The sequence below is a fragment of the Proteinivorax tanatarense genome, assembly GCF_040267685.1.
Lineage (GTDB): Bacteria > Bacillota > Proteinivoracia > Proteinivoracales > Proteinivoracaceae > Proteinivorax > Proteinivorax tanatarense.
The window spans coordinates 1,964,208-1,989,835 of sequence record NZ_CP158367.1; the positions used below are offsets into that span (position 1 = coordinate 1,964,208).

At 35.1% G+C, this 25,628-nt stretch carries 22 protein-coding genes, 1 tRNA gene, 1 pseudogene and 1 riboswitch; of the genes and pseudogenes, 9 read left to right on the plus strand and 15 right to left on the minus strand.

Going from position 1 to position 25,628, the window contains the following annotated elements; translation table 11 throughout:
• The first annotated feature begins 114 nt into the window (after window positions 1-114).
• The 3 genes from PRVXT_RS09760 (at window position 115) to PRVXT_RS09770 (ending at window position 3,069) form a co-directional block, all read left to right on the plus strand.
• Window positions 115-1,587 (plus strand): amidase family protein, encoded by a 1,473-nt coding sequence (locus PRVXT_RS09760; protein WP_350342687.1) that lies wholly within the window; start codon window positions 115-117, stop codon window positions 1,585-1,587.
• Window positions 1,588-1,726: 139 nt separating this feature from the next.
• The gene (locus tag PRVXT_RS09765; protein WP_350342688.1) at window positions 1,727-2,404 is read left to right on the plus strand and encodes a hypothetical protein; all 678 of its coding nucleotides are present in this window, start codon (window positions 1,727-1,729) and stop codon (window positions 2,402-2,404) included.
• Window positions 2,405-2,814: 410 nt separating this feature from the next.
• The gene (locus PRVXT_RS09770) at window positions 2,815-3,069 is read left to right on the plus strand and encodes a hypothetical protein (RefSeq protein ID WP_350342689.1); all 255 of its coding nucleotides are present in this window, start codon (window positions 2,815-2,817) and stop codon (window positions 3,067-3,069) included.
• 20 nt (window positions 3,070-3,089) lie between these two features.
• On the opposite strand, the gene PRVXT_RS09775 is transcribed toward PRVXT_RS09770, so the two are convergent.
• Entirely contained in the window at window positions 3,090-3,596 is a 507-nt protein-coding gene (locus PRVXT_RS09775) for a hypothetical protein (RefSeq protein WP_350342690.1), read from the minus strand.
• Window positions 3,597-4,104: 508 nt separating this feature from the next.
• On the opposite strand from PRVXT_RS09775, the pseudogene PRVXT_RS09780 reads away from it, so the two are divergent.
• A pseudogene (locus PRVXT_RS09780) lies at window positions 4,105-4,278 on the plus strand (tyrosine-type recombinase/integrase); the annotation flags it as partial.
• 10 nt (window positions 4,279-4,288) lie between these two features.
• On the opposite strand, the gene PRVXT_RS09785 reads toward PRVXT_RS09780, so the two are convergent.
• Together PRVXT_RS09785 and PRVXT_RS09790 are read right to left on the minus strand one after the other, a co-directional pair.
• The gene (locus tag PRVXT_RS09785) at window positions 4,289-4,414 is read right to left on the minus strand and encodes a hypothetical protein (RefSeq protein WP_350345177.1); all 126 of its coding nucleotides are present in this window, start codon (window positions 4,412-4,414) and stop codon (window positions 4,289-4,291) included.
• An 85-nt stretch (window positions 4,415-4,499) separates the two neighbouring features.
• Window positions 4,500-4,575, minus strand: a tRNA-Ala gene (locus PRVXT_RS09790).
• A 133-nt stretch (window positions 4,576-4,708) separates the two neighbouring features.
• On the opposite strand from PRVXT_RS09790, the gene PRVXT_RS09795 reads away from it, so the two are divergent.
• On the plus strand, window positions 4,709-5,830 hold the full coding sequence (locus PRVXT_RS09795) for an NAD(P)/FAD-dependent oxidoreductase (protein WP_350342691.1): 1,122 nt from the start codon (window positions 4,709-4,711) through the stop codon (window positions 5,828-5,830).
• Window positions 5,827-6,924: an NAD(P)-binding protein gene (locus tag PRVXT_RS09800; RefSeq protein WP_350342692.1), complete on the plus strand. Its 1,098-nt coding sequence runs from the start codon at window positions 5,827-5,829 to the stop codon at window positions 6,922-6,924. The genes PRVXT_RS09795 and PRVXT_RS09800 overlap by 4 nt, the downstream gene beginning before the upstream one ends.
• A 28-nt stretch (window positions 6,925-6,952) precedes the next feature.
• Here PRVXT_RS09800 and PRVXT_RS09805 read toward each other — a convergent pair whose 3' ends face one another.
• From PRVXT_RS09805 to PRVXT_RS09860, 12 genes are all read right to left on the minus strand, one after another.
• Window positions 6,953-8,092, minus strand: coding sequence for a GerAB/ArcD/ProY family transporter (locus tag PRVXT_RS09805; RefSeq protein ID WP_350342693.1), 1,140 nt, complete (start codon window positions 8,090-8,092; stop codon window positions 6,953-6,955).
• Between the two features lie 11 nt (window positions 8,093-8,103).
• Window positions 8,104-9,228, minus strand: a complete 1,125-nt coding sequence (locus tag PRVXT_RS09810) for a Ger(x)C family spore germination protein (RefSeq protein WP_350342694.1) — start codon at window positions 9,226-9,228, stop codon at window positions 8,104-8,106.
• Window positions 9,200-10,825, minus strand: coding sequence for a spore germination protein (locus PRVXT_RS09815; protein WP_350342695.1), 1,626 nt, complete (start codon window positions 10,823-10,825; stop codon window positions 9,200-9,202). Before PRVXT_RS09815 ends, PRVXT_RS09810 begins: the two co-directional genes overlap by 29 nt.
• A gap of 224 nt (window positions 10,826-11,049) precedes the next feature.
• Complete coding sequence (locus PRVXT_RS09820) at window positions 11,050-11,733, minus strand: hypothetical protein (protein ID WP_350342696.1); 684 nt, start codon at window positions 11,731-11,733, stop codon at window positions 11,050-11,052.
• A 387-nt stretch (window positions 11,734-12,120) separates the two neighbouring features.
• Entirely contained in the window at window positions 12,121-13,296 is a 1,176-nt protein-coding gene (gene megL / locus PRVXT_RS09825; protein ID WP_434064293.1) for a methionine gamma-lyase, read from the minus strand.
• Between the two features lie 290 nt (window positions 13,297-13,586).
• A complete protein-coding gene (locus tag PRVXT_RS09830) occupies window positions 13,587-15,161 on the minus strand; it encodes a sigma 54-interacting transcriptional regulator (RefSeq protein WP_350342697.1) in 1,575 nt (524 codons plus the stop codon).
• Window positions 15,162-15,314: 153 nt separating this feature from the next.
• Window positions 15,315-17,015 carry a B12-binding domain-containing radical SAM protein gene (locus tag PRVXT_RS09835; RefSeq protein ID WP_350342698.1) on the minus strand — a complete coding sequence of 567 codons (1,701 nt, stop codon included), beginning with the start codon at window positions 17,013-17,015 and terminating at the stop codon, window positions 15,315-15,317.
• Between the two features lie 97 nt (window positions 17,016-17,112).
• The gene (locus PRVXT_RS09840) at window positions 17,113-18,174 is read right to left on the minus strand and encodes a hypothetical protein (RefSeq protein WP_350342699.1); all 1,062 of its coding nucleotides are present in this window, start codon (window positions 18,172-18,174) and stop codon (window positions 17,113-17,115) included.
• A 107-nt stretch (window positions 18,175-18,281) separates the two neighbouring features.
• A complete protein-coding gene (locus PRVXT_RS09845) occupies window positions 18,282-19,442 on the minus strand; it encodes a M20 family metallopeptidase (protein ID WP_350342700.1) in 1,161 nt (386 codons plus the stop codon).
• A 67-nt stretch (window positions 19,443-19,509) separates the two neighbouring features.
• Window positions 19,510-19,761, minus strand: a complete 252-nt coding sequence (locus PRVXT_RS09850) for a hypothetical protein (RefSeq protein WP_350342701.1) — start codon at window positions 19,759-19,761, stop codon at window positions 19,510-19,512.
• Between the two features lie 55 nt (window positions 19,762-19,816).
• On the minus strand, window positions 19,817-20,671 hold the full coding sequence (locus PRVXT_RS09855) for a GNAT family N-acetyltransferase (RefSeq protein WP_350342702.1): 855 nt from the start codon (window positions 20,669-20,671) through the stop codon (window positions 19,817-19,819).
• Between the two features lie 33 nt (window positions 20,672-20,704).
• Complete coding sequence (locus PRVXT_RS09860) at window positions 20,705-21,787, minus strand: metallophosphoesterase (RefSeq protein WP_350342703.1); 1,083 nt, start codon at window positions 21,785-21,787, stop codon at window positions 20,705-20,707.
• A gap of 248 nt (window positions 21,788-22,035) precedes the next feature.
• Here PRVXT_RS09860 and PRVXT_RS09865 point away from each other — a divergent pair, with 248 nt between their 5' ends.
• The 3 genes from PRVXT_RS09865 to PRVXT_RS09875 all read left to right on the plus strand — a co-directional run bounded on the left by PRVXT_RS09865 (window position 22,036) and on the right by PRVXT_RS09875 (window position 25,591).
• On the plus strand, window positions 22,036-22,359 hold the full coding sequence (locus PRVXT_RS09865; RefSeq protein ID WP_350342704.1) for a YlbF family regulator: 324 nt from the start codon (window positions 22,036-22,038) through the stop codon (window positions 22,357-22,359).
• A 345-nt stretch (window positions 22,360-22,704) separates the two neighbouring features.
• Window positions 22,705-23,706 (plus strand): aldo/keto reductase, encoded by a 1,002-nt coding sequence (locus tag PRVXT_RS09870; protein ID WP_350342705.1) that lies wholly within the window; start codon window positions 22,705-22,707, stop codon window positions 23,704-23,706.
• A 113-nt stretch (window positions 23,707-23,819) separates the two neighbouring features.
• A riboswitch (Lysine riboswitch) is annotated at window positions 23,820-24,006 on the plus strand.
• A 100-nt stretch (window positions 24,007-24,106) separates the two neighbouring features.
• Window positions 24,107-25,591, plus strand: a complete 1,485-nt coding sequence (locus PRVXT_RS09875; RefSeq protein WP_350342706.1) for a Na+/H+ antiporter NhaC family protein — start codon at window positions 24,107-24,109, stop codon at window positions 25,589-25,591.
• The last annotated feature ends 37 nt before the right edge of the window (window positions 25,592-25,628 follow it).

The window sequence follows — 25,628 nt, forward strand, 5'->3', positions numbered from 1 at the left end:
ACAAATTATTCCAATTTTATATTATACCTGTTATACTTTATTTCGTCTACAGGTAAAAGGAATTATCTATCTTTTGTCGAATATCTTTTTACACTAATTTATGAGGTGATGAATATGGATAAGTGTAAGTTAGATTTTTTAAGTGAAGATATAGTATTGGAGCACTCCATTTTTGAACTTCAAAAAGCCATGGAAAAAGGGATTACTTCATCAAAAGAAATCGTAATGGCTTACCTTAAAAGAATTGCTATTTACAATAAGTCCGGACCTAAAATAAATGCTATTTGCGAAATTAATCCCGATGCTCTTTTTATAGCTACCACTTTAGATAAAGAAAGAAAACAAAAAGGTGCTAGAAGTTGCTTACATGGGATACCTATTGTTGTAAAAGATAACATTGATACCGGTGACAAAATGCATACTACAGCTGGTACACTTGCTTTAAAAAATAGTTATGCAAAGAAAGATGCTTTTTTAGTTAAGCAGCTTAAAACAGCTGGAGCGATAATTTTAGGTAAGGCTAGTTTAACAGAATTTGCAAATTTTATGTCCACTAAAATGCCCAATGGATATAGTACTGTGGGTGGTCAGGTTCTTAATCCATACGGACCAAATAAGTTAGATGTTGGTGGTTCTAGTTCAGGTTCAGCAGCTGCTGTAGCTGCTAATTTTGCTTGTGCTTCTATAGGGACAGAGACATCAGGCTCGATTTTAAGTCCCTCTAGTCAAAACTCTTTAGTTGGAATCAAACCCACTGTGGGAATGGTCAGCAGAAGTGGGATTATACCTATATCTTACACCCAGGACACTGCCGGGCCGATGGCAAAAACTGTGGAAGATGCTGTAGCTCTGTTAAGTGTAATGATGGGCATTGATGAATGCGATGCTGTTACTAAAAACATTCCACCAGGGGTTGGAATTGATTTTTCCGCATCTTTTAAAAAAGACGGTTTAAAAAATGCAAAGATAGGAGTTTGTAAAGAGTTTTATGAATCTATCAATAAAGAAAAAAAATTAATTATGGAAAATGCCGTTAATGACTTAGTTAAATGTGGAGCTAAAATCGTTGATATTCCAAAAATTCATACACATGAAATAACACTAAGCTATGAGGTATTGTTCCATGAATTTAAACATGGCATTAACAATTACTTAAATGATTTAAGCAGTGCCCCTGTTAAAACTTTAAAGGATGTTATTAGGTTTAATCTAGAGAACAAAAAGGTGGCGTTAAAGTACGGTCAAGATCTCTTAGAAGCCAGTGAGAATACCAACGGAATGTTAACTGATAGTAAGTACCTCACAGAATTGATAAGAGATCAGCATTACTCCCAAAGTGCTGGCATTGATGCCGTAATGGATAAATATGACTTAGACGCACTATTATCTCCCGCCAATTATGGAGCTGCCTTACCTGCAAAGGCTGGCTACCCTTCAATTACCGTGCCAGGGGGTTACACAAAGAGTAACGAACCAGTGGGTATCACCTTTACAGGCAAGGCCTTTACTGAGCATAGATTGGTGGAACTAGCATATAGCTATGAGCAAGCTACTAAGCATCGAATTCCTCCAAAACTAAGCTACTAAAATTATTTGCCCCCTCTTTCTCAAGTGCTTTTTTCACCCCATGAAAAAAGCACTTTTTTATTTTTAAGATTTATAATGCTATCAATTCTGCTATTAAGGAATATATTATATTAAAATAAAACACAAAGGAGGAATAACAATGAGCTTAATGTATTCCAGCAGCGATGGAAAAATTAACATTATTCTACCTGATAATCACCAAAATAACGATGTTCAAAACCTGGTGGATAATATATCTTTAACAAAAAATAAGGACGCCGCAGAAAAAGGCACATGTGCCTCACCAGCACAAGTTGGTTTTCAATACAAGTGTGGTAGCAGTATAAAAAAAGCATTAGCTTATGGAGGCCAGCCTGGTCTTGAATATAAGTTCAAGTATGATTTTTTCCATAAATGTAGATTAGTTTTAGATTACGTAAGAATAGTAGGAGCAAAATTTATAGAAGTTCAAACCTATATTGGCGAGAAACAGGTCGGTCGACAAGTCATGCAAAGCTTAAAGGTCTCCGGACAGTATCACTGCCTTGGAGAAACTGGGATTGTCCAAGTTGACCATAAAATAAAAAGAAATACTATTTTTGGAAAAAAAGCCTATCAAATTGAATGCGGAAATTTCTGTAAAAAGATTCTTAACGTTGATTTTATTTTTGACGGCGGACCTCTTTTAAGTCTGTTTCCACCTTCAGGCGAATCAATAATAGTTAAAACATACGGACCAAAAGGAATTATCCATGAGCAATGTGTAGAACAAGCACTAGTAGAAAGAAATAAAGTTGTCAGCTTCGAAGAAGGTGTTTTAGACTTCCAATATTTTTAATAAAGTATGTTTTCCCTATTATCACTTCTTTTAAGTCATATCGTTCTATCATTCCCTTCTTACGCAGCAAAAATGGGCTGTCCCAAAATTGGGGCAGCTCTTTTTTAATTTGAATTGGATAATCAAAATTCTAGGCTCACAATCTTAATTACACCTTAAATCAAAGGATAAAAATAAGGAGCATAACATTATGTATTCTATGAGTTTAATACTATAAGAAGGTTAAAAAAAGGAGTTTCTGAATTTTTTATTTAATATGAGTTTATATTGTTTGTTGCTTATTTTCAATTTGCTAGCAATGTTGCCACAGCACAGCAGAAAGTTTAGCCAAAAATCATCATGACTACAGTCAAACATTAAATGATAGTTTCTATTATACTATTGTTACTTTATCTGTAGGAGAGTTTAAGTTGATTGGAGGAGTAGCTTCATTTATAATAGACGAGGATAGAAATGCTATGGCTGCAATCGCTGAAGCACAAGGCAATGTATATGATGCTGTGGTAAGTCATTATAATAGTGGTTATGTCGGTGTTGAAGTAGAGCAAGATTTTAGATGGAATGACTTTTATTTACACGGACACCGTGAAACTGGTTGGCTTCCTGTAGGTGAAGCTAGAATAACTAGACTACAGTTGCCATGCGGTACTTGGCTAGAAATGTAACACATAAAAAAATAGCGCTCCTATGCGCTATTTTTTTTATGTGTTACTGTAATACCTTTTTCTTTAAGTTTAGTAATAAGTTTTTCATGATCTTCTGGTTTTACAGATATCGAAACTTTTTGTCTTCCTATAGTATCTCTTTTCTTTAGATAAATTTTAAAGTCTGATATTGTGCCCACAATTATATAATCAATATCCTTCCAACTATAAAAGTCGCTTCTTGTACTCAGCCCATTAGTATAGATTTTTTTGCTTTGCAGAAAGTATAAAAACAACACACAAAAAACACTAATCATAGCCCATTCATAAACATACTCTGCTCCAATGATGCCAATAAAGACACCTCTTACAGCTATTATCCCAAAAAATATAGTAATAAATAATACTATAGGTGAGTCAGAAATTTTCCATTCTGGATTTTGAGCGTACTTATTTATTTTAATTTTTTTAAAGCATATTTTGAGTAAAAAACAGAAACTAAACAATAAAAAGAGTAAGGAAACAACTGTTTCGGCAGATAAAAACATATTTTTTATTTCTCCCCTTTTTTAAGCATTCGTTTATTGCTTATGTTCTATTGTAATTCGAAAAATCCTACTTTTATGACTGAATTTTTTAAATTTATCGTAAGTAATAAATAAAAACCGCGTAACAAGCGGCTTTTATTTATTATCAAACCTTTTTGAACTCCCAAAACCCTGCTGACTTAATCTTTCCATTCTTTACAGCTTCAACTGTTTTTAACTTTATTTCTTGTTCTAAGTCCTGGCGTTCTTCTTTTAATTTTAGAAATCGCAACTTTTTATTTTATAGATTTCTCCACAGACGAGTAATTAAAGTTGCAGTTAAAAAGGGTTTGGGAACGTAGCAAAACCACAGGATAAATTTTTTCTAATGCCCATTATTCCTTTGAACTAGAGTTTTGTAACCATGCTAAAGGAAACGTAAAGGTCTTGTAGAAAATTTAGTAAACTTAGTTGGCTATTCTAGAAAAAATTTTTAGTCCCTCTACCTAGGGTATCAAGTATAGAAGAGTTGAATCAAAAGCTACTGAAAAAAGATCAGGAAAATTATTTACAAAAATTATCCAATTCTACTTGCCAGTTACCTCATACTTTTGCATCTAGGCTAATCCGCAAAGGTGCTGATGTAAAAACTATTTCAGAGTTGCTTGGACACTATAATGCTTCATTTACTTTAAGGGTTTATTCGCATTTATTTAACAGGCAAAAAAAGAAGCAGTATCTTTATTGGACGAGGACGAGTCGTCACCAAAAAAAGATACTACTTCTAGATATAAAATGTCGTAAATTTTAGCGATTTTTAAGTAATTTGTTAGTTTCAAACTAGCAATGCTGCCATAAAACTGTCATCCAATTTCTATCAGAAATTCTCCAACTCTGAATCAGCCTGGTATGACTGCATTTGATTGGTGGAGATGAGGGGGATCGAACCCCTGACCTCATGTCTGCCAGACATGCGCTCTCCCGGCTGAGCTACATCCCCAATTTAGTTACATGTTATAGTATACCACTTTTTTTTTTGATGTCAAGACACTTTTGCTTTTTTTAATTTGACAAATTTTGAAGCTTATTTTTTTTGGGTTTTCTTCAAATAATAAGCACAGGAGGTTTTTATTATGTCCAAAAATAAAAACAAAGTTGCAATAATGGGAGCTGGAATTGCAGGCCTTTCTTGTGCTTATGAGCTTGAAAAGTTTGGAATAACACCGGATGTTTTTGAAGTAATGGACCAAATTAGTGGTCAAGGAATCAACCATACAGTAGGCTGGATGAATGTAATGTATCGACCAATTAAAGACCCACTAATTTATCTTAAAAAAAGATATGGTTTTAATTTAAGGCCCATAGAAAAAATTCGCAGAGTTAATTTTTACTCTCCAAATAATTCAGCAACACTAGAAGGAGATTTAGGATATATACATTTATCTGGCCCAGATAAGCGTTCTCTTTACTATCAAATACTACCCAAAATTAAAACCCCTATTCAATATAATCAAGTTGTTAATTTTAGAGATTTATCGGAGGAATATGACCACGTTGTCATAGCAAATGGCAACTCGGATATAACTGAGTTATGTGGGTTGTGGAAAACTGATGTGGCTGGATATGTACGGGGTGCTACAGTTTATGGTAGTTTTGACCCTCAAACGATTGTTATGTGGTTTAACACCGAATATGCTCAGCATGCCTATGCTTACTTTGTTCCATGGAACGACAGAAAAGGCTCGTTAATACTCAATATGCTTGAAGTAACTCTTCAAGGGGCTGACATATGCTGGAATAGGTTTTTAAATGATATTAACTGGAATGTAGAAATAGCAGAAGTATGGGAAAAAGTCCATCACCTAGGTCATGTTCATAAACATTTTTACGACAACCTAATCTTTACTGGAGCTGCTGGTGGCTTTTTAGATCCATTGTTTGCCTTTGGAAATATTGCAACTATTGAAAGTGGTGGAGCTGCTGCTAAGCACATTGCTAAAAGGGCAGACTTCAGCAAAGAAGTTAGTTTATGGCTTAACAGAAATAAAAAAACATTAAGATTAAGAAGATATGTTGATAAATTTACAAATGACGACTTTGACAAAATGCTGGACTATCTTAAAACTCCTGGGTTTAGAACCGTTGCTGCAAAATCAAATATCAATATTATTAATCTTCTATCTAACGTTGCCAATACTATAGTATCCAAAAAAATCGATACTGTATTTTATCCCAAGGAGGGTGTAAAACAGTGAAAAAAAATCCTAGAGTTGCAATTATGGGTGCAGGAGTAGCAGGACTTGCTTGCGCTTATGAACTTGAAAAAATGGGTGTCCAACCAGATATATTTGAGATGGCCAAACAAACAGGTTCTAGGGGATTCAACCATACATTGGGTTGGATAAATTTAATGTACCGGCCGGTACAAGACCCTGTAATGCACCTTAAAGAAAAGTATGGGCTTAAATTAAGGGCGATGGAAGAGATTAGGCGGGTTAACTTCTATACCGCTAACAACTCCGCCACCCTAGAGGGAAAACTAGGATATATTTTTCTATCCGGTCCCGATGAAAGGGGGATAACCTCACAACTTAAATCTCATATAGAAACAGATATTCAGTATGAATCTATCACAAACTTTAGAGAGCTTTCCCAAAACTATGATCACGTAGTAGTTGCCACTGGAACACCGGAAATTCCAAAACTTTGTGGTATTTGGAAAACTGATATATCAGGATATGTACGAGGTGCCACAGTTAAGGGCAACTTCGACCCCAAAACCGTCGGCATGTGGATGGAAAAAACGTATTCACAAAGTGGATATGGATATTTCGTCCCCTGGAATGATAGAAAAGGTTCGTTAATTTTAAACATGCTAGAGGTGGGAGAATATGGGGCAAAGTTGTGCTGGGATAACTTCATTGATTCATTGGGTTGGGATGTGGAATATGAAGAGTTTTACGAAACACCCCATAACATTGGTCATGTTAGTAAACATCAGGTAGAAAATTTATATTTTGTTGGTCTAGCGGGAGGATTTTTAGACCCTTTATTCGCATTTGGTTCCATTGAATGTTTAGCTAGCGGCGCTGCTGCTGCTCAAAGCATAGTTAACGGCAAAGATTTTACAAAACTTACTCATATGTGGCTGAGGCGCAATCAACAACTTTTAATGATGAGAAGATATGTTGATAAATTTAAAGATGAGGACTTTGACCGTGCCTTTGAAGTTATTAAAACTCCAGGTTTTCGCTCCCTTGTCACACGAACCAATGTCAATATAATTTATCTGTTATCAAAGTTAACTAATACATTTGCTTCCAAAAAAGTGGATCGAGTTCTATACTAAACCAGCTCGAATCCACTTTATTTTTTTGTTAACTTGCCTTTCTACTATTTTCTTTTTCCTCAGGGTATTCTGGTTCTCCTTTTGCTTTTGCAAGGGAAATTAACCAAAGTATTAAAGGAACAATTGCTCCTAAAGAAATCATAGCTATAGGAAAATAACTATCTAACACAAAAATTAAATGACTAATATCTCTTATTATAAAACTGGGTAACACAAATAAGGCTGCAGTGGTTGGCACCAGTATGGTTTTATAGTTTTTTCTCTCAATTATTTGGGTTATTGTAATGATAGCCATGAATCCAAACAGTGTGCTTGCTATATAAGCAGCAGCTATCCACACTCCGACAAATATAACTTCAATATGCTCTAGAAATCCCCCTATTGATATTATCCTCGCCATATTAAATGAAGGATAATACATCGTAGAAGTTTGCTGCGGTCCAAAAATCGCCATAGTTGCCAAAGCACCCAAAAGTAATGCAAATCCTACTGCAACTACAGTCAGAGCACCTTTTAGTTTCAATATAGGTTTTAGTTTATCTTTGTTTAAGTATTTAAAAAAAACTAAAATTACAAGAGGAATTTGACAGAGCCAAGCAAAGCCAAGAAAAGCTCCCTCTATCACTGGAAAAATTCCACCTGCTAGTACAGGGGTCAGATTTTCTCCGCTCATGTTTGGAATAGATAACAGTATAACTAGAGATATTACTATAAAACCCACCGGCATAACATATACGTTGGTTCTAACAATAGGTAATGCTCCCTCGTATATACCCATATAGATTACTAGCATAAATAGCACACGAATTGCTATAGCAGGAGTTTCTGGCATCAATGAAATTGTTATAAATTCCTCTACTTGACTGATAATTAAAGCAGACGAAAGCAAAAAGGTAATTGCATAAATCACGCCAACGACCCTGCCAAGTATGCTACCTAGCAGTTCATCTAATATTTCTATTATAGATTTTTCTGGGAATCTCAAAAGCAAAGCTATGCTAATCATTACAAAAGGGATTGCCGCTGCAGTGCCTAGTATTACAGAAATCCAAGCATCCTGCAGTGCTATTTTTGCCATCAAAAATGGCAAAAATAGCACTGCTGATGCCAGCACTACACTAATAGCAGCAAAAAAAATTTCCCCTGCTACTAAATTACTTTTTTCCATGCCACTGCCTCCTAAGCTATAATTTGACCTGTACTTTTTATATTAGTTTCTACATCAATAATCACTTCAATTTCTGGAAATTGGTCTAACCATTGCTGCAAATCCCACTGCTGGGGGTTAGCCCTTCTATATATACTTCCAAAACCCAAAAAATCACTTTCAATATCTTTAGCTACGTTTATTGTATCTAGCACTGTAAGTTGGATAAACTCACTGGCAAGTTCTTCTAGTTCGTCGATGGAAAGCTGACTACTACTTTCGGTGATAGCCAATTCTTGGTCTATTTCAATATGGAACACGATCTGACCTTCATCCTCCAGTGGAGTAATTTCTAAATCAGTATCCTCAATGCGAAGAGACACAAATTCATCTTCATCTGTTTCTATAGTTAAAGTTCCATGACGTACTTCGCTGCGCAAGTATAAAAGACCTAAGTTTTGCTTGTTATTTAGTTCTTCAACCATTTCATAACCTCTAAATACAGCGGTATCTGAAATTATAAGTTGCTCCTCTTCAGAAACATCGACCATTGGAAGAAATAGTTCTCTATCTTCCTCTAAAACATCTATAACTACCTCAAAAAAATCTTTTTTAAAGACTCTAGAACGCTCCCAGTTATATCTAAACGTTTCTTCTAACAAGAGTGCCGGTTGGGTTCCTAAGTCAGGTTCAAACTCTAATACTTCTTCTAAGCTATCCTCTTTAGCAATCATCACAGTGGTGTTTCCCCGTACTCTTATATCTCTTCTAAAAAAGTCCATAATAGGTTCGATGCCTTCCCTAGCTAAATCTTCACTTATGATTATAACTTTCATATGATCCAAAAAGGGACGCTTATTACTTTTAGAAAAAAGGTTATCAAAGGCATCTGATATTGTCTGCCCTTCTCCTTCCAAAACCATGGCACCCTCCCCTTCCTCATCTTCCATATCACCTCCACCTTCTTGACCGATGTGGGCTAAAATGCTAATACCATCTTCATCTTTATCTATTCCCATTGCCAACACAAAGGCAAGATCTTCTAACTCCCTTCTAGACCAACATCCTGAGGTGGGAATAATCATTCCTATTGTTAAAAAAAGAATTATAATCTGACGAAATCTTTTCTTAACCCTCTTTGTTATCATCTTCTTCATTTCCTTCACCACCATATTGTTCGTTGTTCTCATCATTGGAGCTTTTAACTTCAGACTGCTCGCTATCATCAGCTGAAGGACCTTCTTTACCCATAGCAAACCATGGCGCTCTTACAAATATATCTTTCATATCCCTAAGCTTAAATGGAGTGACAGGAGTCATAAATGGGATATTAAAGCTTTGAAGGGCGTTTAAATGGAGCATTATTGCTATCAGACCCATAACTAAACCAAAAACCCCAAAAACACTGGCTAGCAATATCAGTAAAAATTTTAACAACCTAAGGGAAACCACAAAAGAGAAGTCAGGAATTAAAAAGGAGGAAACTCCTGCCGCCGCAACTATTATTACCATTTGAGGAGAAACTAAGCCAGCTTCCACGGCTGCTTGCCCCATTACCAGTGCTCCAACTATTCCCACCGCCTGTCCGGCAGCTGATGGAAGCCTGAGACCCGCCTCTCTTAAAGCTTCCAATATTCCTTCTAGTAACAACGCCTCTACAACGGTGGGAAAAGGAACCGGTTCTCTTATAGATGACATGGTGATTGCCAACTGGGTGGGAATCATCTCCTGATGATATGTAGCAATGGCAACATAAAATGCTGTTAAAGACAATACCAATACAAATGAAAACATGCGCATAATTCTATTAAAAGTTGCTATAGGAAACCTTTCATAATAATCTTCGCTAGCTTGAAAAAATTGCCAAAAAACTGAAGGCACAATCATGGCTAAAGGAGTGTTTTCAGTAATAATTCCCACTCTACCTTCTAATAGGCTAGCCGCTACTTTATCTGGTCTTTCAGTAGTGGCAATTGTTTTAAATGGAGTCATGGGAGTATCCTCTATCATCTCATTAATTACGTTGCCGGAAATAACTCCTTCAATTGAAACTTTTTGGATCCTTTTTTCCACTTCTTCAACCAACTTTTCATCAGCTACTCCTTTTAGGTAGCAAATTACAATATTGGTATTAGCTGTAGTTCCTACAGTTATAGGTTTTGTCATCAGGTCTTGGGTTCTTAACCTTCGTCTAATTAAACTTACATTTGTTTGTAGCCCCTCTACAAATCCTTCGCGGGGGCCTTGTACTACAGCTTCTACCTGTGGTTCAGCCACAGCGCGCTCCTGCCACATCCTTGCCTCAACTATCCAAGCTTTGTCATATCCCTCTAAAAAAAAGGCAGCTTTTCCTTCTACTATACCTTCTAATACATCATCCCATCTATCGCTTTCTTCAATGTCTAAAGCTGCGGGGATAGATTCTAGTATTTTACCTAAATCTTTAAACTTGTCTTCTGCTTTTTCTGGGACACTGTAATTATATGTAGATAAGTTTTCTAAAAAATAGTTGCTTATCGAAATATTGTCTGTCATGGTTTCAAGGTAACCTACGGCCATCTTAAGTTCGCCTCTTGCCCCCATTGCCATCGGCCTCAAAATAAAGTCCATTGTATCTTCAAAGATAGTTTCTAAGTGCTTGGTATTAACCTCTAAAGTAGTTGAAACAAGGCCTTTCTCATCTATAGAATCATCAACCTCTTTTTCTATAGGCTTTCCCTTGTTTAAGTTTTTTTTGGGTTTTTTAAAATCCATTTCTAACACCCCTTTTTGCGATAAAGTAAACTTTAGTCAGTAGGATTTTCTCCCCTAAATATAATTGGCATACTAGCTATCGGCTTTTGGCAACTAAAAAACTCTAAATATATTATGCACAACATCCTCTTTTTTAATTAGTTTAATTAGTTTAATTAGTTTAATTTATTAAAATAAAAAGTTCTTGATGCCCTTAACAAGGTACAAGAACTTTACACAGTAGCTTAACTTTTTTTGTTTCTAATTCCTTGAATAACTTTGATACACAGAAAAATCAAACCTCCTATAATTATCATCATAACAATAGGTCTAAAAGGATTGAACCACCAATTAACCTTAAACCATGTTACTGGGTATGTAATTAGCTCCATAAAACTCATATCCTCTTCTTCCCCCAATGTGAGTACATATTTCCCTGTCTGCCCGTGAGAATTAAAAACCGCTATATAATAAGTTCCATCTTCTTCTAGTTGAAAGGAAAACTGTTGTTTTTTATAGTATGAGGTTTGAGTAAAAGGCTCAAAAAACTCCTCTCTACTATTACCTGGTTCAACAGGTATTGCTCCATATCCACTGGGAACTATATCATTATATTGTTCATTTATGGAAGGTAAATTTTCACCTATTAAAAGTTTAGTTACCATAAAGTTATGATTTCCTTCAATTTGAGGTATTAATACCTGTGAATAATATTCTTCTTCCTGTAAACCCTGGAACCTGTAATAATCCACTTGTAACTCCTCTTGTAGCTGACTATAAATAGCCTTCGAATGTTGTATATCTTCTATCTTCCAACTTTTCTCTATTGAACTGATATCTCTATTTATAAAAATACCTTCATGGGCAAGTGTATATGTACTAATGAAAATAAGAATAGTAGTTATAAATATAATTTTTTTAAGTTTCATATCTGTCTCCTCAAAAAAAAGTATTAGCATATAGATTGTCCCTATTTATTAAATTTATACTATAAAAGAGAAGGCGGAAACTCTTAAGGTTTTATAACTTATTCAATCAAAGGGTTGGAACATAAAAAATAATCCTAATCGACGACATTAGGATTGTTTTTGTGGACACGATAGAAGAAAATACCCACGGTAACTACGCAAAAAATGTTTCCAACTAAGTTAATCTAAAAGATCGACACAGAGGTCACTCTCTACCCTTTTAGGGGATACTGGTAACATGGCTTAGACATAGTAATTTATAAAATCTGCGATGTAAATACCTTTATTTGATGGATATGTTATTGGTTTAAATAAAAATGTTGAGAGCAGAGCTCTCAACATTTTTATTTAACTTATACCTTGCTCTAAGTCTTCTATAATATCTTGTACATCTTCTATTCCTACTGATAATCTAACTAGCCCAGGAGTGATTTTTGCTTCTAACCTTTCTTCTTCCGGGACTACAGAGTGGGTCATAGACGCTGGATGTTGAATAAGAGTATCAACATCACCTAAGCTAACTGCTAGCTGGCATAGCTTAACTGAGTTCATAAGTTTAACCCCTGCATCATATCCACCTTTAAGTTCAAAAGAAATAAGTCCGCTAAAGCCTTTCATTTGCTTTTTAGCAAGTTCATGCTGTGGGAAGCTCGGAAGTCCTGGGTAGTGTACTTTTTCAACAGCAGGGTGCTGCTCTAAAAATTCAGCTACCTTTTGTGCATTTTCACAAGTTCTATCCATTCTTACAGCTAATGTCTTTAATCCTCTAATTAACAGCCAAGCATCAAATGGTGCAATTATTCCACCGATATCCTTTAAAGTGGTCATTCTAATACCATCCATTATTTCTTTACTACCAACTAATAGTCCAGCAACTACGTCACCATGCCCACCAATATACTTTGTGGCACTATGAAGGACAACATCAGCACCTAACTCTAATGGACTTTGCAGGTATGGAGACATAAATGTATTATCAACGATAACAACAATTCCCGCTTCCTTAGCAATCTTGGTAATAGCTTCGATATCACAAAGTTTCATAGTGGGATTTGCTGGGGTCTCTAAATAAATTACTTTTGTGTTCGGCTTAATAGCGTCTTTAACTTTTTGAACATCGGATGTATCTACAGAAGTAGCAGAAACATTGTAGTCACAAATTATCTCATGTAAAAATGAGTGAGTACAGCCATAAATTGCATCAGAATGAACAACATGGTCTCCACTTTTTAAAAAGTACATAAGCACCGCAGAAACTGCTGCCATCCCAGAGCCAAAAGCTAAAGCAGCTTCTCCACCTTCAAGTGCCGCCATTTTTTCCTCTAATACAGCCTGAGTTGGATTACCTAAACGGGTATAAATGTATCCGGTTTCTTCGCCAGCAAATCGATTTGCACCTTGTTGAACGTTGTCAAATACAAACGTAGATGTTTGATACAAAGGAGTAGCTAAAGCGCCATGAAGCTTATCTGGCTTTTGTCCAGCATGTACAGCTAAAGTTTTAAAATCGTGTTTTTTAGTCATAAAAATTCCTCCTAATAAGTGTTAATTTAGGCGATTGCAAAACTCTCCAGCTCTTAAAACCCAATATGTGTTTTTATAGAGAATCCCAAAACCCCGACACCTAGTGTCAAGTGATATACTCGGGCAGGGGAAAAAATCTGGTCGTTTGCAATTACCTAGCCTTTAATTATATTATTAGCAATATCCGTACCAACATTTACACCCCTATAAATTTGGTTTTTCACACTAATATAAATACATTTCGGAACTTTTTGTTTCCATACATTCTTAAAATCTGGCTAATTCCTTGTTTAGCGCTCTTTTATTTGGAAATCTTCCGTTCCGCTTCTGCAAACTTTTGTTTCCAAATTGTGTTTTTTTAGCTTTTTTCTTACTGCTGTATGGGATATTCCTAAGGCATCTCCAATTTTTCGAGTTGATTTATATTTTTTTGCAGCTTCTACCAAAAGCTTTTTTTCTAGTTCATTTATTTTTTCTTTTAATGTCCTTCTGTCATCTGCTTCTTTGCTAAAATTTTGCTCTAAATTTAAAGCATCAACATTAATGTCTTGGTGTGTTGATGTCAATATTACAGCTCTTTCAATCACATTTTCTAATTCTCTTACATTTCCCGGCCAATAGTAATTATGCAATGCTTGTGTTGATTTTTCGCTAAATGCACCGACTTGCTTATCCATAACTGTCTGATATTTATCTAAGAAAAATTTTGCTAACATTATTATATCTTCTGGTCGTTCTCTTAGAGGTGGTATATTTATAGGTATAACATTGATTCTATAATATAAGTCTTCTCTAAATTTATTATTATTAACCAACTGCTGAAGTGGTTTATTTGTTGCAGTAATAACTCTTACATCTATAGGTATTTCTTGATTTGATCCAATGCGCCTTATTGTTTTTTCTTGAAGAACTCGTAAAATTTTCACTTGAATATGCATCGGCATATCACCAATTTCATCTAAAAAAACTGTCCCCCCTTTTGCAAACTCAAACAGACCCTGCTTTCCCTCTTTTCTAGCTCCTGTAAAAGCCCCCCCTTGGTAACCAAAGAGCTCACTTTCTAAAAGTGTATGGGGTAAGGCTGCGCAGTTTATGGGAACAAAAGGATGATTTTTTCTCTCGCTATAGTTATGTATAGCTCTAGCAAATAGTTCTTTTCCTGTACCACTTTCTCCTTGTATAAGAACAGTGGCCTCACTTTGTGCCGATAGTTTTGCTAGCTCAACCCGTTGTTTCATTTTTTCACTATTAAAAACAATCTGTTCAAAGGTTATGTCATTAGGCTTTGTCAGCGAATATACCAACTGTCTTACTTGTCTCATATCCTGCATGGTTGCAACTACACCCATAGTGTTTCCGTAATCATCTTTAATAGGTTTTCCTGTAGTTAAATAATGAACCTGCCTGTTATTAATTTTTAAAATCATCTCTTTATTTTCGTAACCTATGCCAGATTTTAATGTTTTTAACATAGGTACATCTTTGTTTAACACCTTACTAACATGTTTCCCCAAACTTTTATCTGCGGAGAGATTTAAAATAGTTTGAGCTGCTTGATTTAAACCGTTTACCTTACCCTGTTGGTCTATGGACATAATTCCCTCGGAAACAGCTTCAATGGTTTCCGACAGCTGTCTTTCTTTTTTTTCTATAGGAAGTACAGTAATCTCTTCGATAAATTCAATATCACGATCAGTTTCTAACTCAATTTTTAATTTCTCTTGTCCTTGCTGTGCATCAAACTTAATAAAAATTTCTCTAGGAAGAACTTCCATTGCTTGTATATTTACTTTATGGTTATTGAAGATATTTAGTACGTCTAGTACCATACCCACCCTGTCTTTTGTGTGTATTTTCCAACGCATTTTATCCCTCCCAAGTTTAAGATTACAAAACCCTACAAATTTTTATATAACGGCTTTCTAAAGTTTTAAAGCACCTCCCAACTACCTAGTAGGGGGTTAAGATCTGGCATTATGCAGTTTCCCCTAAGTTGCTGGGGCTTTCGCTATCATTATTTAAAGACTAACTAAATGAACAGCCGGTCGTTCAAACAGACCCGTCTTTTGGGTGTAGTCAAATAAAACAAAGGTAGTTTCTTTTTTGCAATGAATGGGATTATAGCAGAACTTTTCCACTACAATTTTTTTATATATTTCTGTTGGCCTTTTTCCTGTTAGGCTGGGAAGATATTTTGCAGTATTTTCTTCGTTTTTTAAAAACTCAAACACCGTATCTTTCAATTTAGCCTGCTGCCGGAAAAAACTAGGTAACCTGTGGGTTCTTTTATGTTGAAGATAATCAAATACCAGTAGTTCTTCAATAACTATTCTATCAACTTTATTTTGCCCAAATTCCAGCAAAATTTTAAACTTGTCGTCGTGGGAGATGTTTTTATTTAACAACCCCTTTTCCACAAAAAAATGGTGCAAATCTTCAAAAAAATTAAATTTACTACTGTATTTTTCTAAAATGAAAGCTATTGTGGAATCATATTTATGGCTGTTGTAATACGTTTCTACTACTGCTTCTATATCCTTTAAATAACTTATGTCGCTATAACTCATATAATTATTTTCTAATATTTCATATGGTGGAAACTTGTTATATTTATACCCATGCTTTTCCGCCTCTTTTTTTATTTTAGAACCTTTGAGCATCTTTAAAAATCCTAACTGAAGCTTATGGGGTTTTAAGTCTACTACATTATCAAAGGATTTTTTAAAGCTATCAATATCCTCGTAGGGCAATCCGGCTATAAGATCTAAATGCTGATGAATGTTTTGCATATGATTAACAGACTGCACTTTTTCGCTAAGAATGCTAAAGTTTGTAGTCCTATTAATTGCTTTTATGGTTTTTGGATTCGTAGATTGTACTCCTATCTCAAGTTGCACCCTATTTTTGGGCATAGCTGACAAAATTTCTAAGATTTCCATAGAAAGTAAATGAGCTGTAACTTCTAGGTGAAATGTTGAACCGGTTTCAAGCTCTTTTATAAATTGGAGTATCTCTATGGTTCGTGAATTTTGACAATTAAAAGTTCTGTCCACAAATTTTATGGTTCCATCTGCCTGAGCTAGGTGCTTAAGTTCTTTTTTAATTCTCTCGATGGGAAGAAGTTTAACTTGTTTATGTGTAGATGATAAACAGTAAGAACAGTTAAAGGGGCAACCTCTACTTGCCTCATAATATAAAAGTTTATTTTTGTATTGTTGCATATCCTCTCCTGCATAGGGGAAAGGCAAATCACTTACACTAACCTCAGCGCAGTAACCTCCATCATGCTCTCGAGTCAGTAGACCAACACTATTGTAAACTGGCAAACCATCAGCTAGTTTTTCTATTATGTTTGAAAAGATTTCTTCCCCTTCACCTTTGATTATATAATCAACATATGGATGTGATTGAAAAAAATCTTTTCCTTCATAGCTTACTTCTGGTCCTCCAAGAATTATAACAGTGCTGGGTAGAATCTGCTTTAAACTTTGACATATTTTTAGAACCATCGATATATTCCATATGTAGCAAGAAAAACCTACTACTTCAGGTTTCTTCCTGAAGATTTCTGCTAAAATTTCATCTAGGTGATTATTTATTGAAGGTTCATAGATTTCACTTTCTATATTAACTATATCTTTAACTTTTTGATGTAAATATCGTATAGCGATATTGGTATGTACATATTTTGCGTTTATTCCTATAAGCAATGTCTTCAATCTTTTTCATCCTTTCCTTTCTTCTATCACTTAGTTTAAATTATTGCTATTAAAAAAGCAATTATCCAACTCTTTGGATAACTGCTTTTAGATTGTGCTACATCATTACAAATACAAAAGAATTATTGATGTCATCAACGATTGTTAACAGTTGAGAAATTTGATTCATATCCAAATCATCACAAGCTAAGCCAGGGAATGGGTCAGGACAGCACTCATTTAAAATTTGTTCAATATTGTCTAACACATCTCTTACTAGCTGTGGTTCGGTATCGTCTATTTCAAAGTCGCACTCCTGCCCTTCTTCAAAAACTACAGATTTACGGTAAAAAGTCGTATCCTCATCTAAGCAAACTTGATCTGGTGGCAACAATCCAACCTCCGTCGCTTGAACGTTAACATATGTTGCTAACAGCTGCCTTGCTAAATTGTTTAAAAGAGGCGGTGGGCCAGTTTCAAATATTTCAATATATCTCTGATAAATTCCTTGAATGTCAGGTTCTGGAAGGAATAGGTTGTCATCAAAAAACTCGTTTAAAAATTCCGAGCGTCCACCAGGTCCTACGATTGGGATTACAACCTCTGTGATAAACTCCTCTAAATTTATTACATTTTGTGCTATCAGCCTTCTTATACCACCTCTCCCTGTTCCCCAAAAACCTATAGTTCTTGCAATTGGCGGAACACATGGTAAAATTGCGTGAGGTTCAGGTGAATGTAGCGGCAAATCTACTCTACCTGTTTTACAATCTTTTTGTACACAGGCGTCATATACCTTATTAACATAAACTTGGTGTTTCTCAAATTCAATTGAATCATTGATAACTTCACACTTAGCAACAGGTACTTCTAGGCAACAATTTAAAACAGTCGATATTTTTGTAAAAATTCCAACATCTACTAAAATATGGTCATCCATCACATCTACATTTAAACATTTTCCCTTAAAATTCCCTAAAATATTATTGGGGTTATTATAAGGAACAACTAGTACAATATCTTTTGGTATGTCAACGCTACCGCTTATAACCATGGTATCATCATTGACTTCATGGATAAGATGAAAAATCACATGTATATTTAACATCACTCTGCTTTTTTTGTTAATTGGCGTTAGTTTTATGGCATCTATACTCACAACATTGATTTCACAGGACAACTCTCGCACCCCCTCTATTTCATTATATGGGCTAAGAGTTGAACTGTGTAAGAAAAATCTTTTATTATAAGGGATACACATTCGGGAAGTTAATAGCTTTGGATAAGTTAATTTGTTTTAAATTCTTCCTTTATTTTGGCTAAAAGTTGTTTATCTTTTATTACATCAAAACCAGTAAAAGCCATGGCTATAGCTCCCTGTATTAATCTTTCTTTTGCTATCTTTGTTACAGTTAAATCAGCCATTTCCTTTGAATGTCCATTTACATTTGGATGGTCTAATCCGATATAGGGATGTATAGCGGGACAAACTAAGCTAACATCTCCCATATCAATAGATCCTGCCCCTCCCTTTGGTTTTTCTATATCTTCAACCCCAGCTTGCTTTAAGTTTTTATTAAAAGTTTGGGATAGCTCATTATTAGTTTTAAGATTATCGTAGGAGGCTTCATAGTTGCTAATACTAACCGTAGCTCCTGTCATCATTTCTGCCCCTTTAGCTATGTTTCTTATCTTGTGCACAACTTCGTTAAGATATTTTCTTTCTTTTGCTCTTATGTAAAACTGGGCTACAGCTTTTTCCGGCACTATATTAGCCGCTTCTCCTCCTTCTTTTATAATTCCATGAATTCTAACATCACTGGGTACGTGCTCTCGTAAAGCATTAATACCATTAAATAACATAATTACTCCATCCAGTGCATTAATCCCTTTTTCCGGTGCTGCAGCGGCATGGCTAGGTTTTCCTGTGTACTCGAATTGTATAGCATCCATAGCCTGTGAAGAACCACTTTCATATGATTTGCCAGCTGAAGGATGGAGGATCATAGCCACATCTATATCCTTAAAAACACCTTCTTTAACCATATCAACTTTAGCTCCATTGGTTTCCTCAGCAGGTGTGCCAAATACAACTACTTTACCTCCTAAAGATTCAATTACTTTACTTAAACCTATTCCCGCAGCTACTCCCATAGCCCCAATCATGTTATGACCGCATCCATGTCCCACTCCTGGTAAAGCGTCATACTCACATAAAAAAGCTACGCTAGGACCTGTTTTTTTACTATCATAAGTTGCCTTAAAAGCTGTTTGTCGACTAGCTATCCCTTTTTCTATTACAAATCCATGGTCGGCAAGTAAAGATGTTAATTTTTCTACTGCTTTAAATTCTTCATCACCTAGTTCAGGGTTTTCGTAGATAAATTTATTAATTTCAAAGAATCTCTCTTGCAAATTGGTAATTTCCTCTTTTATTTTTTGTTTCAAGAATAACTCCTCCCACATTTTAAAATTATCAGTTAAAATTCAACCCAGACTAAGAGTCCGGATTGAATTAGGACATATCTTCAGGATAACGAACAGCAGCATCGATAATTATATTTTTATCTTCTTTATCATATCTTACCATACCGATGATGCCATTATCCTCTATAGACTTTAAGTAATCAGAAGCAAAGCATTGAAGAGCTTCCTGGCTATAAGGTTCAGGATACTCTTTTACTTTTTGCAAGTACTCCTGAGTGGGTACTTGTAACACTTTATGTTGCACATTTACAGTTTTTTGCTGAATTTCTTTTATTGACATTTTAAACCACCTCTCAGTTAGTTTGAGGTAGTTTAGTGTATTATATACTCTCTTTTTAGAATTTAAGCTCAAATAACAAAGCATTAGGTTCTTTATCTATTCCTTCTTGATCCCTTTCATGGAAACCTGCTTTTATAAATGTATCTATATGCTTTGATTTGGGAATTAGCATAGTTTTTATCTCAAAGTCTTTATGTTGGCGTATGACTTCTGTTAATAGGTCCTGTACCCCTTGTATAGTCCCTCCATAGAACAGGATGCGAACGTCATCCCCCTCTTTTTTATATGCCATTACACTCTGGCCATCTTCTGTCACCAAAATTCTTCGTTTTGTCCATAGGTCTTTAACTGTCTCTTCTGTTATAGGTATAAACTTCCAATGCATGTCAAAGTAAAGCCCCTCAGTTAAGTTGTACTCCTCAACGTTTTGCATTAGCTGCAGTGCTTGCTGATAATCATTACTATGTTTAATTATATTTTTTTGCGGTAGCTGTTTGGGATTATTACTTAACACTGAATAATATTTGCTTTTTACCTCAAACCCGTATTTTAGCCCTGACTTAATACTTCCTATGGCATTTTTGTGGGTAGCAAAACGCAAAGAGTCAAGTTGCATTTTTTTAGCTTTTTCAACATAGAATTTGGTCAACAAATAGGCATAACCTTTTCCCCTATGCTCCTCTTTTACTCTAAGTCCTTCTAACCAACCATGTTTCTTGTACACAAAGGCTAACTTAGAAAAAGCTCTTACCTCTCCATCTTTTTCCACTACAGCTATTAAACCATTTTCATCTTCTAACCATTTGTCAATACTTGTTAATAAGTAATCTCTTCCCCCCCAAACATTGCGGCAAATATCAAGCATCTGCCCCTTATCATTATTTTTTGCAAATCTTATTGTCTCTTCCATATTTCCCTCTCCTTTCTAGCTATCTAATTTATGTTAACTTAACTTTATCCCATGCTTATCAACATGGCCGATTGGCCACTTACCTACCTTTACAAATCTCTTGCCGTTATCATTAAAAATAAACTCTCCTGCATACCAGATAATTTTTTCATCTTTAATGATGTTGAGTATTTTAAGTTGGACGTTAAAATCCCCGTCTTCAGTTATAAATAAATCAATTAAATCACCTATGTCGTATTTAGGCTTAGTAAATGGATAATTTTTTTCTTTACTGACAACCTTCATTATTCCATCTTCACCTAAGGGTAGTTTTTTTTGGTCATTATTTATTTTTAGTTTTATATGACTGTTATCTATCTCAATGATAAAAGGCATTTGGTTTTGATTCATACCTAAATCAGCGTATACCAGTTTGCCGTTTTGGGATATTTCTAAACCCATTTTAGGAGTGTGACCAACTATTTGCCTTTTTACATCATATTCCTCACACTGCTCTGCTAATGCCTGCTCTGAAAAGTTACGAATCCAAAAAGGCCCTGTTCGACTAAAGATATCTTTTTCGTACAGATGCTTAGATTTGTTTGCAAAAGTTTGATGCAGAATTTTGTTAAGTTGCCTAATACTGCGATTTTCCCCTATGATTCCTCCATGAACAAATAAATTGCCGCTATGCTTAAAGGCAACTTTATACTGGCTTATTATTTGCCCATAGGAACGTTCTGGCGAAAACTCATTGTAAAATATTTCTGGTACAGGGCTTTGACAATTTTTTTTATCACTCCATTCTTTATATACCCAGTCCCCACCATTAAAAAACCAGTGAAATTTAGCATAGTTATTTCCCATCCCTGCAAAAATAGCCATTAGTTCATGATTGCCCAACATAACTTCTACACTAGAATTATACTGTTGAGCTTGTTTTGCTAATTTTGCTAAAAACAAAATGTTTTTCAAAGAGTGGGGCCCTCTATCTATGATATCCCCCAGCTGCACCAAAACTGTATCTTTCTTTATCCAGTTAGATGTTTTATCTATAATTCCTGCTATTTCCAGAGATTGTTTTAAAAGATCAAGACGTCCGTGAATATCTCCTATAACATATAATTGTTTTGTCAAACAGATCCCCCCTATAGCATATTTTACAAGTTATTTTTTAAGCTTCTGATTAAATTCTTATGAAATTTATGAAACCCTTTATTTATAGTATATATTAAATATTTAGAGTAGCAAACTATTTTATTATTTTTGAAAAAAATTTTTAAAGTTATATTACATTATTGTAAAATCATAAATATTTCCCTTTTAAAAAAGGATTTGAAATTCCTATATAGAAGTGTTAAACTGAGACCATTGGAGGTGTTACTTTGATTAAAGAAAAAGCTCAAGAACTAGCAGACCTTATTAAAGAGTCTGAGCAATTTGAGGCTCTAAAGTCAGCCGAATCTAGATTAAAATTAGATCCAACTGCTCAAGACTTGGTACAGAACTTTCAGGAGCTACAACAGAAGGTAATGGAAGCTCAATACAGCGGACAACAACCTGACTCAGCAGACATGGAAAAGCTTCAAAACATGCAAAATGAAATGAAGCTTAACCTTACCATTAAAAATATGGCTGAAGCTCAAGAAAACTTCGAGGGCCTTATGAAAGAGGTTAACGAGACTGTATCACAAGAATTAAGTAAATAATAAAAGAATCCCTAAGGGGATTCTTTTATTATTTAAATATACATGACCCAGTTTAAGCTATTTGTCAAAAATACTGTTTGATATTATAATTAATTTTAAGAAGTGAACAATTTGAAAAAGTATATTTTTAGTCTAAGATTAAACAAGCTTAGATTAGCAATTAAGTGTCTAAAAGCTTTTCAATCCCCTATACTAAGTGTTCAGTTAACCCCATACTTGTTTTTTCTAAGTGGCAATTCGATAATTCGGGGTATTTTTAAAATCATCTATATAAAATACTGTTATATCAGGTGTGTAGAATTTTACAATCGCCTACTAATAAATAATTACAGGAGGGTGTTTAAGTTGAGGAAATTTGGCAGCACTGATTTAAGTATTAATCCTTTAGGTTTTGGTGGCATACCTATTCAAAGAATTAGTCCAGAGCAAACAATGGAAGTAATTGCAAAGGCAAAGGAGCTGGGTGTTAACTTTATCGATAGCGCACAAGGATATACTGATAGTGAGAAAAAAATTGGACAAGCAATTAAAAATCACAAAGATTACTGGGTTTTAGCGTCCAAAGCCCCGGCCAAGGATGAAAAATCAATGGAGGAAGCTATTCAGCAAAGTCTTGAAAGTTTTGGTAGAGATTATATCGATCTTTATCAACTGCATTTGGTTTCTTCAGAGGGTGATTTAAATGAACGTCTTGATCCTGATAATGGTGCTATAAATGCTTTAGTAAAAGCTCAGGAAAAAGGATATATAGGTCACATAGGAATTACCGGTCATAGGCCTGAGATTTTGGAAAAGGCTTTAGATGTTTATCCTTTTGCATCTGTACAAGCTCCTTATAACTTTTTAGAAACTCAAAGCGAAGATTTGTTGAAAAAGGCAACTAATAAAGGTGTGGCAACAATTATTATGAAACCGATGGCCGGAGGGGCTCTTTCAAGCCCTACGGCAAGCATTAAATATATTCTGCAAAAAGATTTTGTTACTGTTGCTATCCCCGGTATGGAGAGTATAGAGCAAGTAATTGAAAATGTAAATGCTACTAATAACTTAAAAATAGCCTCTGATGAGAAAGAGGGTATGGAAAAGGATATTGAAGAACTGCAACATAACTTTTGTCGACGCTGCGAGTATTGCCAGCCCTGTCCCCAGGGAATAAAAATTCATTCTTGTTTTATTTTCCATGGTTATCACAAAAGATACGGCCTTAAAGATTGGGCGCTGCCAAGATATAAATCCTTACCGGTACCAGCTTCTGCTTGCACTGAGTGTGGTTTATGCGAAACCAAGTGCCCTTATGAATTACCCATAAGAGAAATGCTTAAAGAGGTAGTCGGAGATTTCGAATAAAAGTACTTTTAAAAGACACACAATCCATGTTTAGGCACCTTTTGTTGTAGTTGACTGCTTTTGTTGCCCATGTTAAAATAGCATAGTTAATTGAATAGTGTTACCTCACTATCTAGTGAGGTAGAGGTGCGGGAATTATCAGTACTTTTGAGGAGTGTATGGAAGCTTTGATTCAAAAGGAAAGGAGTAACCGCCGAAGGAGAAATTTCATCCATAGAAGTGTTCTCCTGGTTTTGCAGTTAACAGCTGTAAGACTGTCACAGTAGGTAACCGTGTCTACTGTGGAGTGCTATCTCTTTTTGAGATATAGGTGGGGTATCCAAACCTTTGTTTTAACAGTCTGGATATTTCTAGGCTGTTTTTTTATGTTTAATTATATATTAAGGAGAGTGTTTTGTTTATGGAAAGTTCAATTTTAGTTTTACTGCCTCCAATTATAGCCATAGTATTAGCTATTATAACTAAACAGGTTATTTTTTCTTTGGGGTCAGGGATTATTATAGGGGGGTTAATGCTTAATGGTTTTAATCCATTATCAACTTTGGAATATTTAAGTGTCACTCTAATGGAAAGTATTGCAGACCCTGAGTGGAATACACCGATAATGGTATTCTGCCTACTTTTGGGCGGTATAATTGGAATGGTCAGTCGTAGTAAAGCTACCATTTCTTTTAGTAACTGGGCTGCAAAAAGGGTGAAAACACGTAGAGGTGCTTTACTTACCACATGGTTTCTAGGGATGTTAATGTTCATTGATGATTATTTTAACTCTCTAAGTGTTGGTGCTGTTATGAGGCCGATTACTGATAAAATGAATATTTCAAGAGAAAAGCTAGCTTATATCTTGGACTCAACTGCAGCCCCTGTCTGTATTCTTGCACCTGTCTCAACTTGGATTGCCTTTGTTATGTCTATCATGGCTGAAGAGTTTACTCGTTACGGTATTGAGAAAAATCCTTTTTCAACATTTATTTCAATTATACCTTACAACTTTTATGCTATTTTAGCTTTAACCATGGTAATCTTTATAACAGTTGTAGGTAAGGATTTCGGTCCGATGAAGGAGGCGGAAAAAAATCATACAAAGCTATCTGAGATTGTAAGTAAAGAAACTGCACCTAATGGTAGTATCTGGGATTTATTGGTTCCTGTTGGCAGCTTAGTTTTAATTACTATACTTTCTATGGTATGGACAGGAGGGTACTTTAAAGGTGATGTTAATCTATGGGAAGCGTTATCTAATAGCGATCCTGCTTATTCTCTAATTTATGGTGGATTAACAGCTGTAGTTATAACTTTTGTTTTATATGGTTTTAAAAAAACTTTGCCCTTTGACGAAATTTTTGAAAGCTTTGTAGAGGGAATGAAAACTATGATGGGTGCTATAGTGGTTCTAGCCTTGGCTTGGACCATCGGAGCTGTCATTGGAGATTTAAATGTGGGTCAATTTATAGCAAGTATAGTAGATGATGGTTCGATACCCCTATTTTTATTACCTGCTACTATGTTTTGTATTTCTGCTTTAGTAGCTTTTTCTACAGGAAGCTCCTGGGGAACATTTAGCATAATGATCCCTATAGCAATAGCCACTGCCGTAGCTGGTCCACCTGATTTTATACTCTCGACTTTAGGGGCTGTTTTAGGTGGAGCTGTTTTAGGTGATCATTGCTCGCCAATATCAGATAGTACCATTTTATCTTCTGCTGGAGCAGAATGTTCACATATAAGCCATGTTAATACTCAGCTACCTTATGCTTTGTTTGTAGGAGCTTTTGCTTTTTTAGGCTCTATTTTAGTTGGTTTTGGAATTAATCAATATCTAGTACTAGCTTTATCTATGATTAGTATGTTAAGTGTTCTGCATGTAATTTTGAAAAACAATTAAATAAGAAGTCAAGTCAAGCAGGTCTATACAAGACTGC

Excerpts from the sequence above, each read along its gene's own strand:
- PRVXT_RS09850 (WP_350342701.1), bottom strand. The coding sequence starts at position 19,761 with ATGTCAATAAAAGAAATTCAGCAAAAAACTGTAAATGTGCAACATAAA.
- PRVXT_RS09765 (WP_350342688.1), top strand. The coding sequence starts at position 1,727 with ATGAGCTTAATGTATTCCAGCAGCGATGGAAAAATTAACATTATTCTA.
- PRVXT_RS09820 (WP_350342696.1), bottom strand. The coding sequence starts at position 11,733 with ATGAAACTTAAAAAAATTATATTTATAACTACTATTCTTATTTTCATT.
- PRVXT_RS09760 (WP_350342687.1), top strand. The coding sequence starts at position 115 with ATGGATAAGTGTAAGTTAGATTTTTTAAGTGAAGATATAGTATTGGAG.
- PRVXT_RS09775 (WP_350342690.1), bottom strand. The coding sequence starts at position 3,596 with ATGTTTTTATCTGCCGAAACAGTTGTTTCCTTACTCTTTTTATTGTTT.
- megL (WP_434064293.1), bottom strand. The coding sequence starts at position 13,296 with ATGACTAAAAAACACGATTTTAAAACTTTAGCTGTACATGCTGGACAA.
- PRVXT_RS09805 (WP_350342693.1), bottom strand. The coding sequence starts at position 8,092 with ATGGAAAAAAGTAATTTAGTAGCAGGGGAAATTTTTTTTGCTGCTATT.
- PRVXT_RS09810 (WP_350342694.1), bottom strand. The coding sequence starts at position 9,228 with ATGAAGAAGATGATAACAAAGAGGGTTAAGAAAAGATTTCGTCAGATT.
- PRVXT_RS09815 (WP_350342695.1), bottom strand. The coding sequence starts at position 10,825 with ATGGATTTTAAAAAACCCAAAAAAAACTTAAACAAGGGAAAGCCTATA.
- PRVXT_RS09830 (WP_350342697.1), bottom strand. The coding sequence starts at position 15,161 with ATGCGTTGGAAAATACACACAAAAGACAGGGTGGGTATGGTACTAGAC.
- PRVXT_RS09795 (WP_350342691.1), top strand. The coding sequence starts at position 4,709 with ATGTCCAAAAATAAAAACAAAGTTGCAATAATGGGAGCTGGAATTGCA.
- PRVXT_RS09855 (WP_350342702.1), bottom strand. The coding sequence starts at position 20,671 with ATGGAAGAGACAATAAGATTTGCAAAAAATAATGATAAGGGGCAGATG.
- PRVXT_RS09875 (WP_350342706.1), top strand. The coding sequence starts at position 24,107 with ATGGAAAGTTCAATTTTAGTTTTACTGCCTCCAATTATAGCCATAGTA.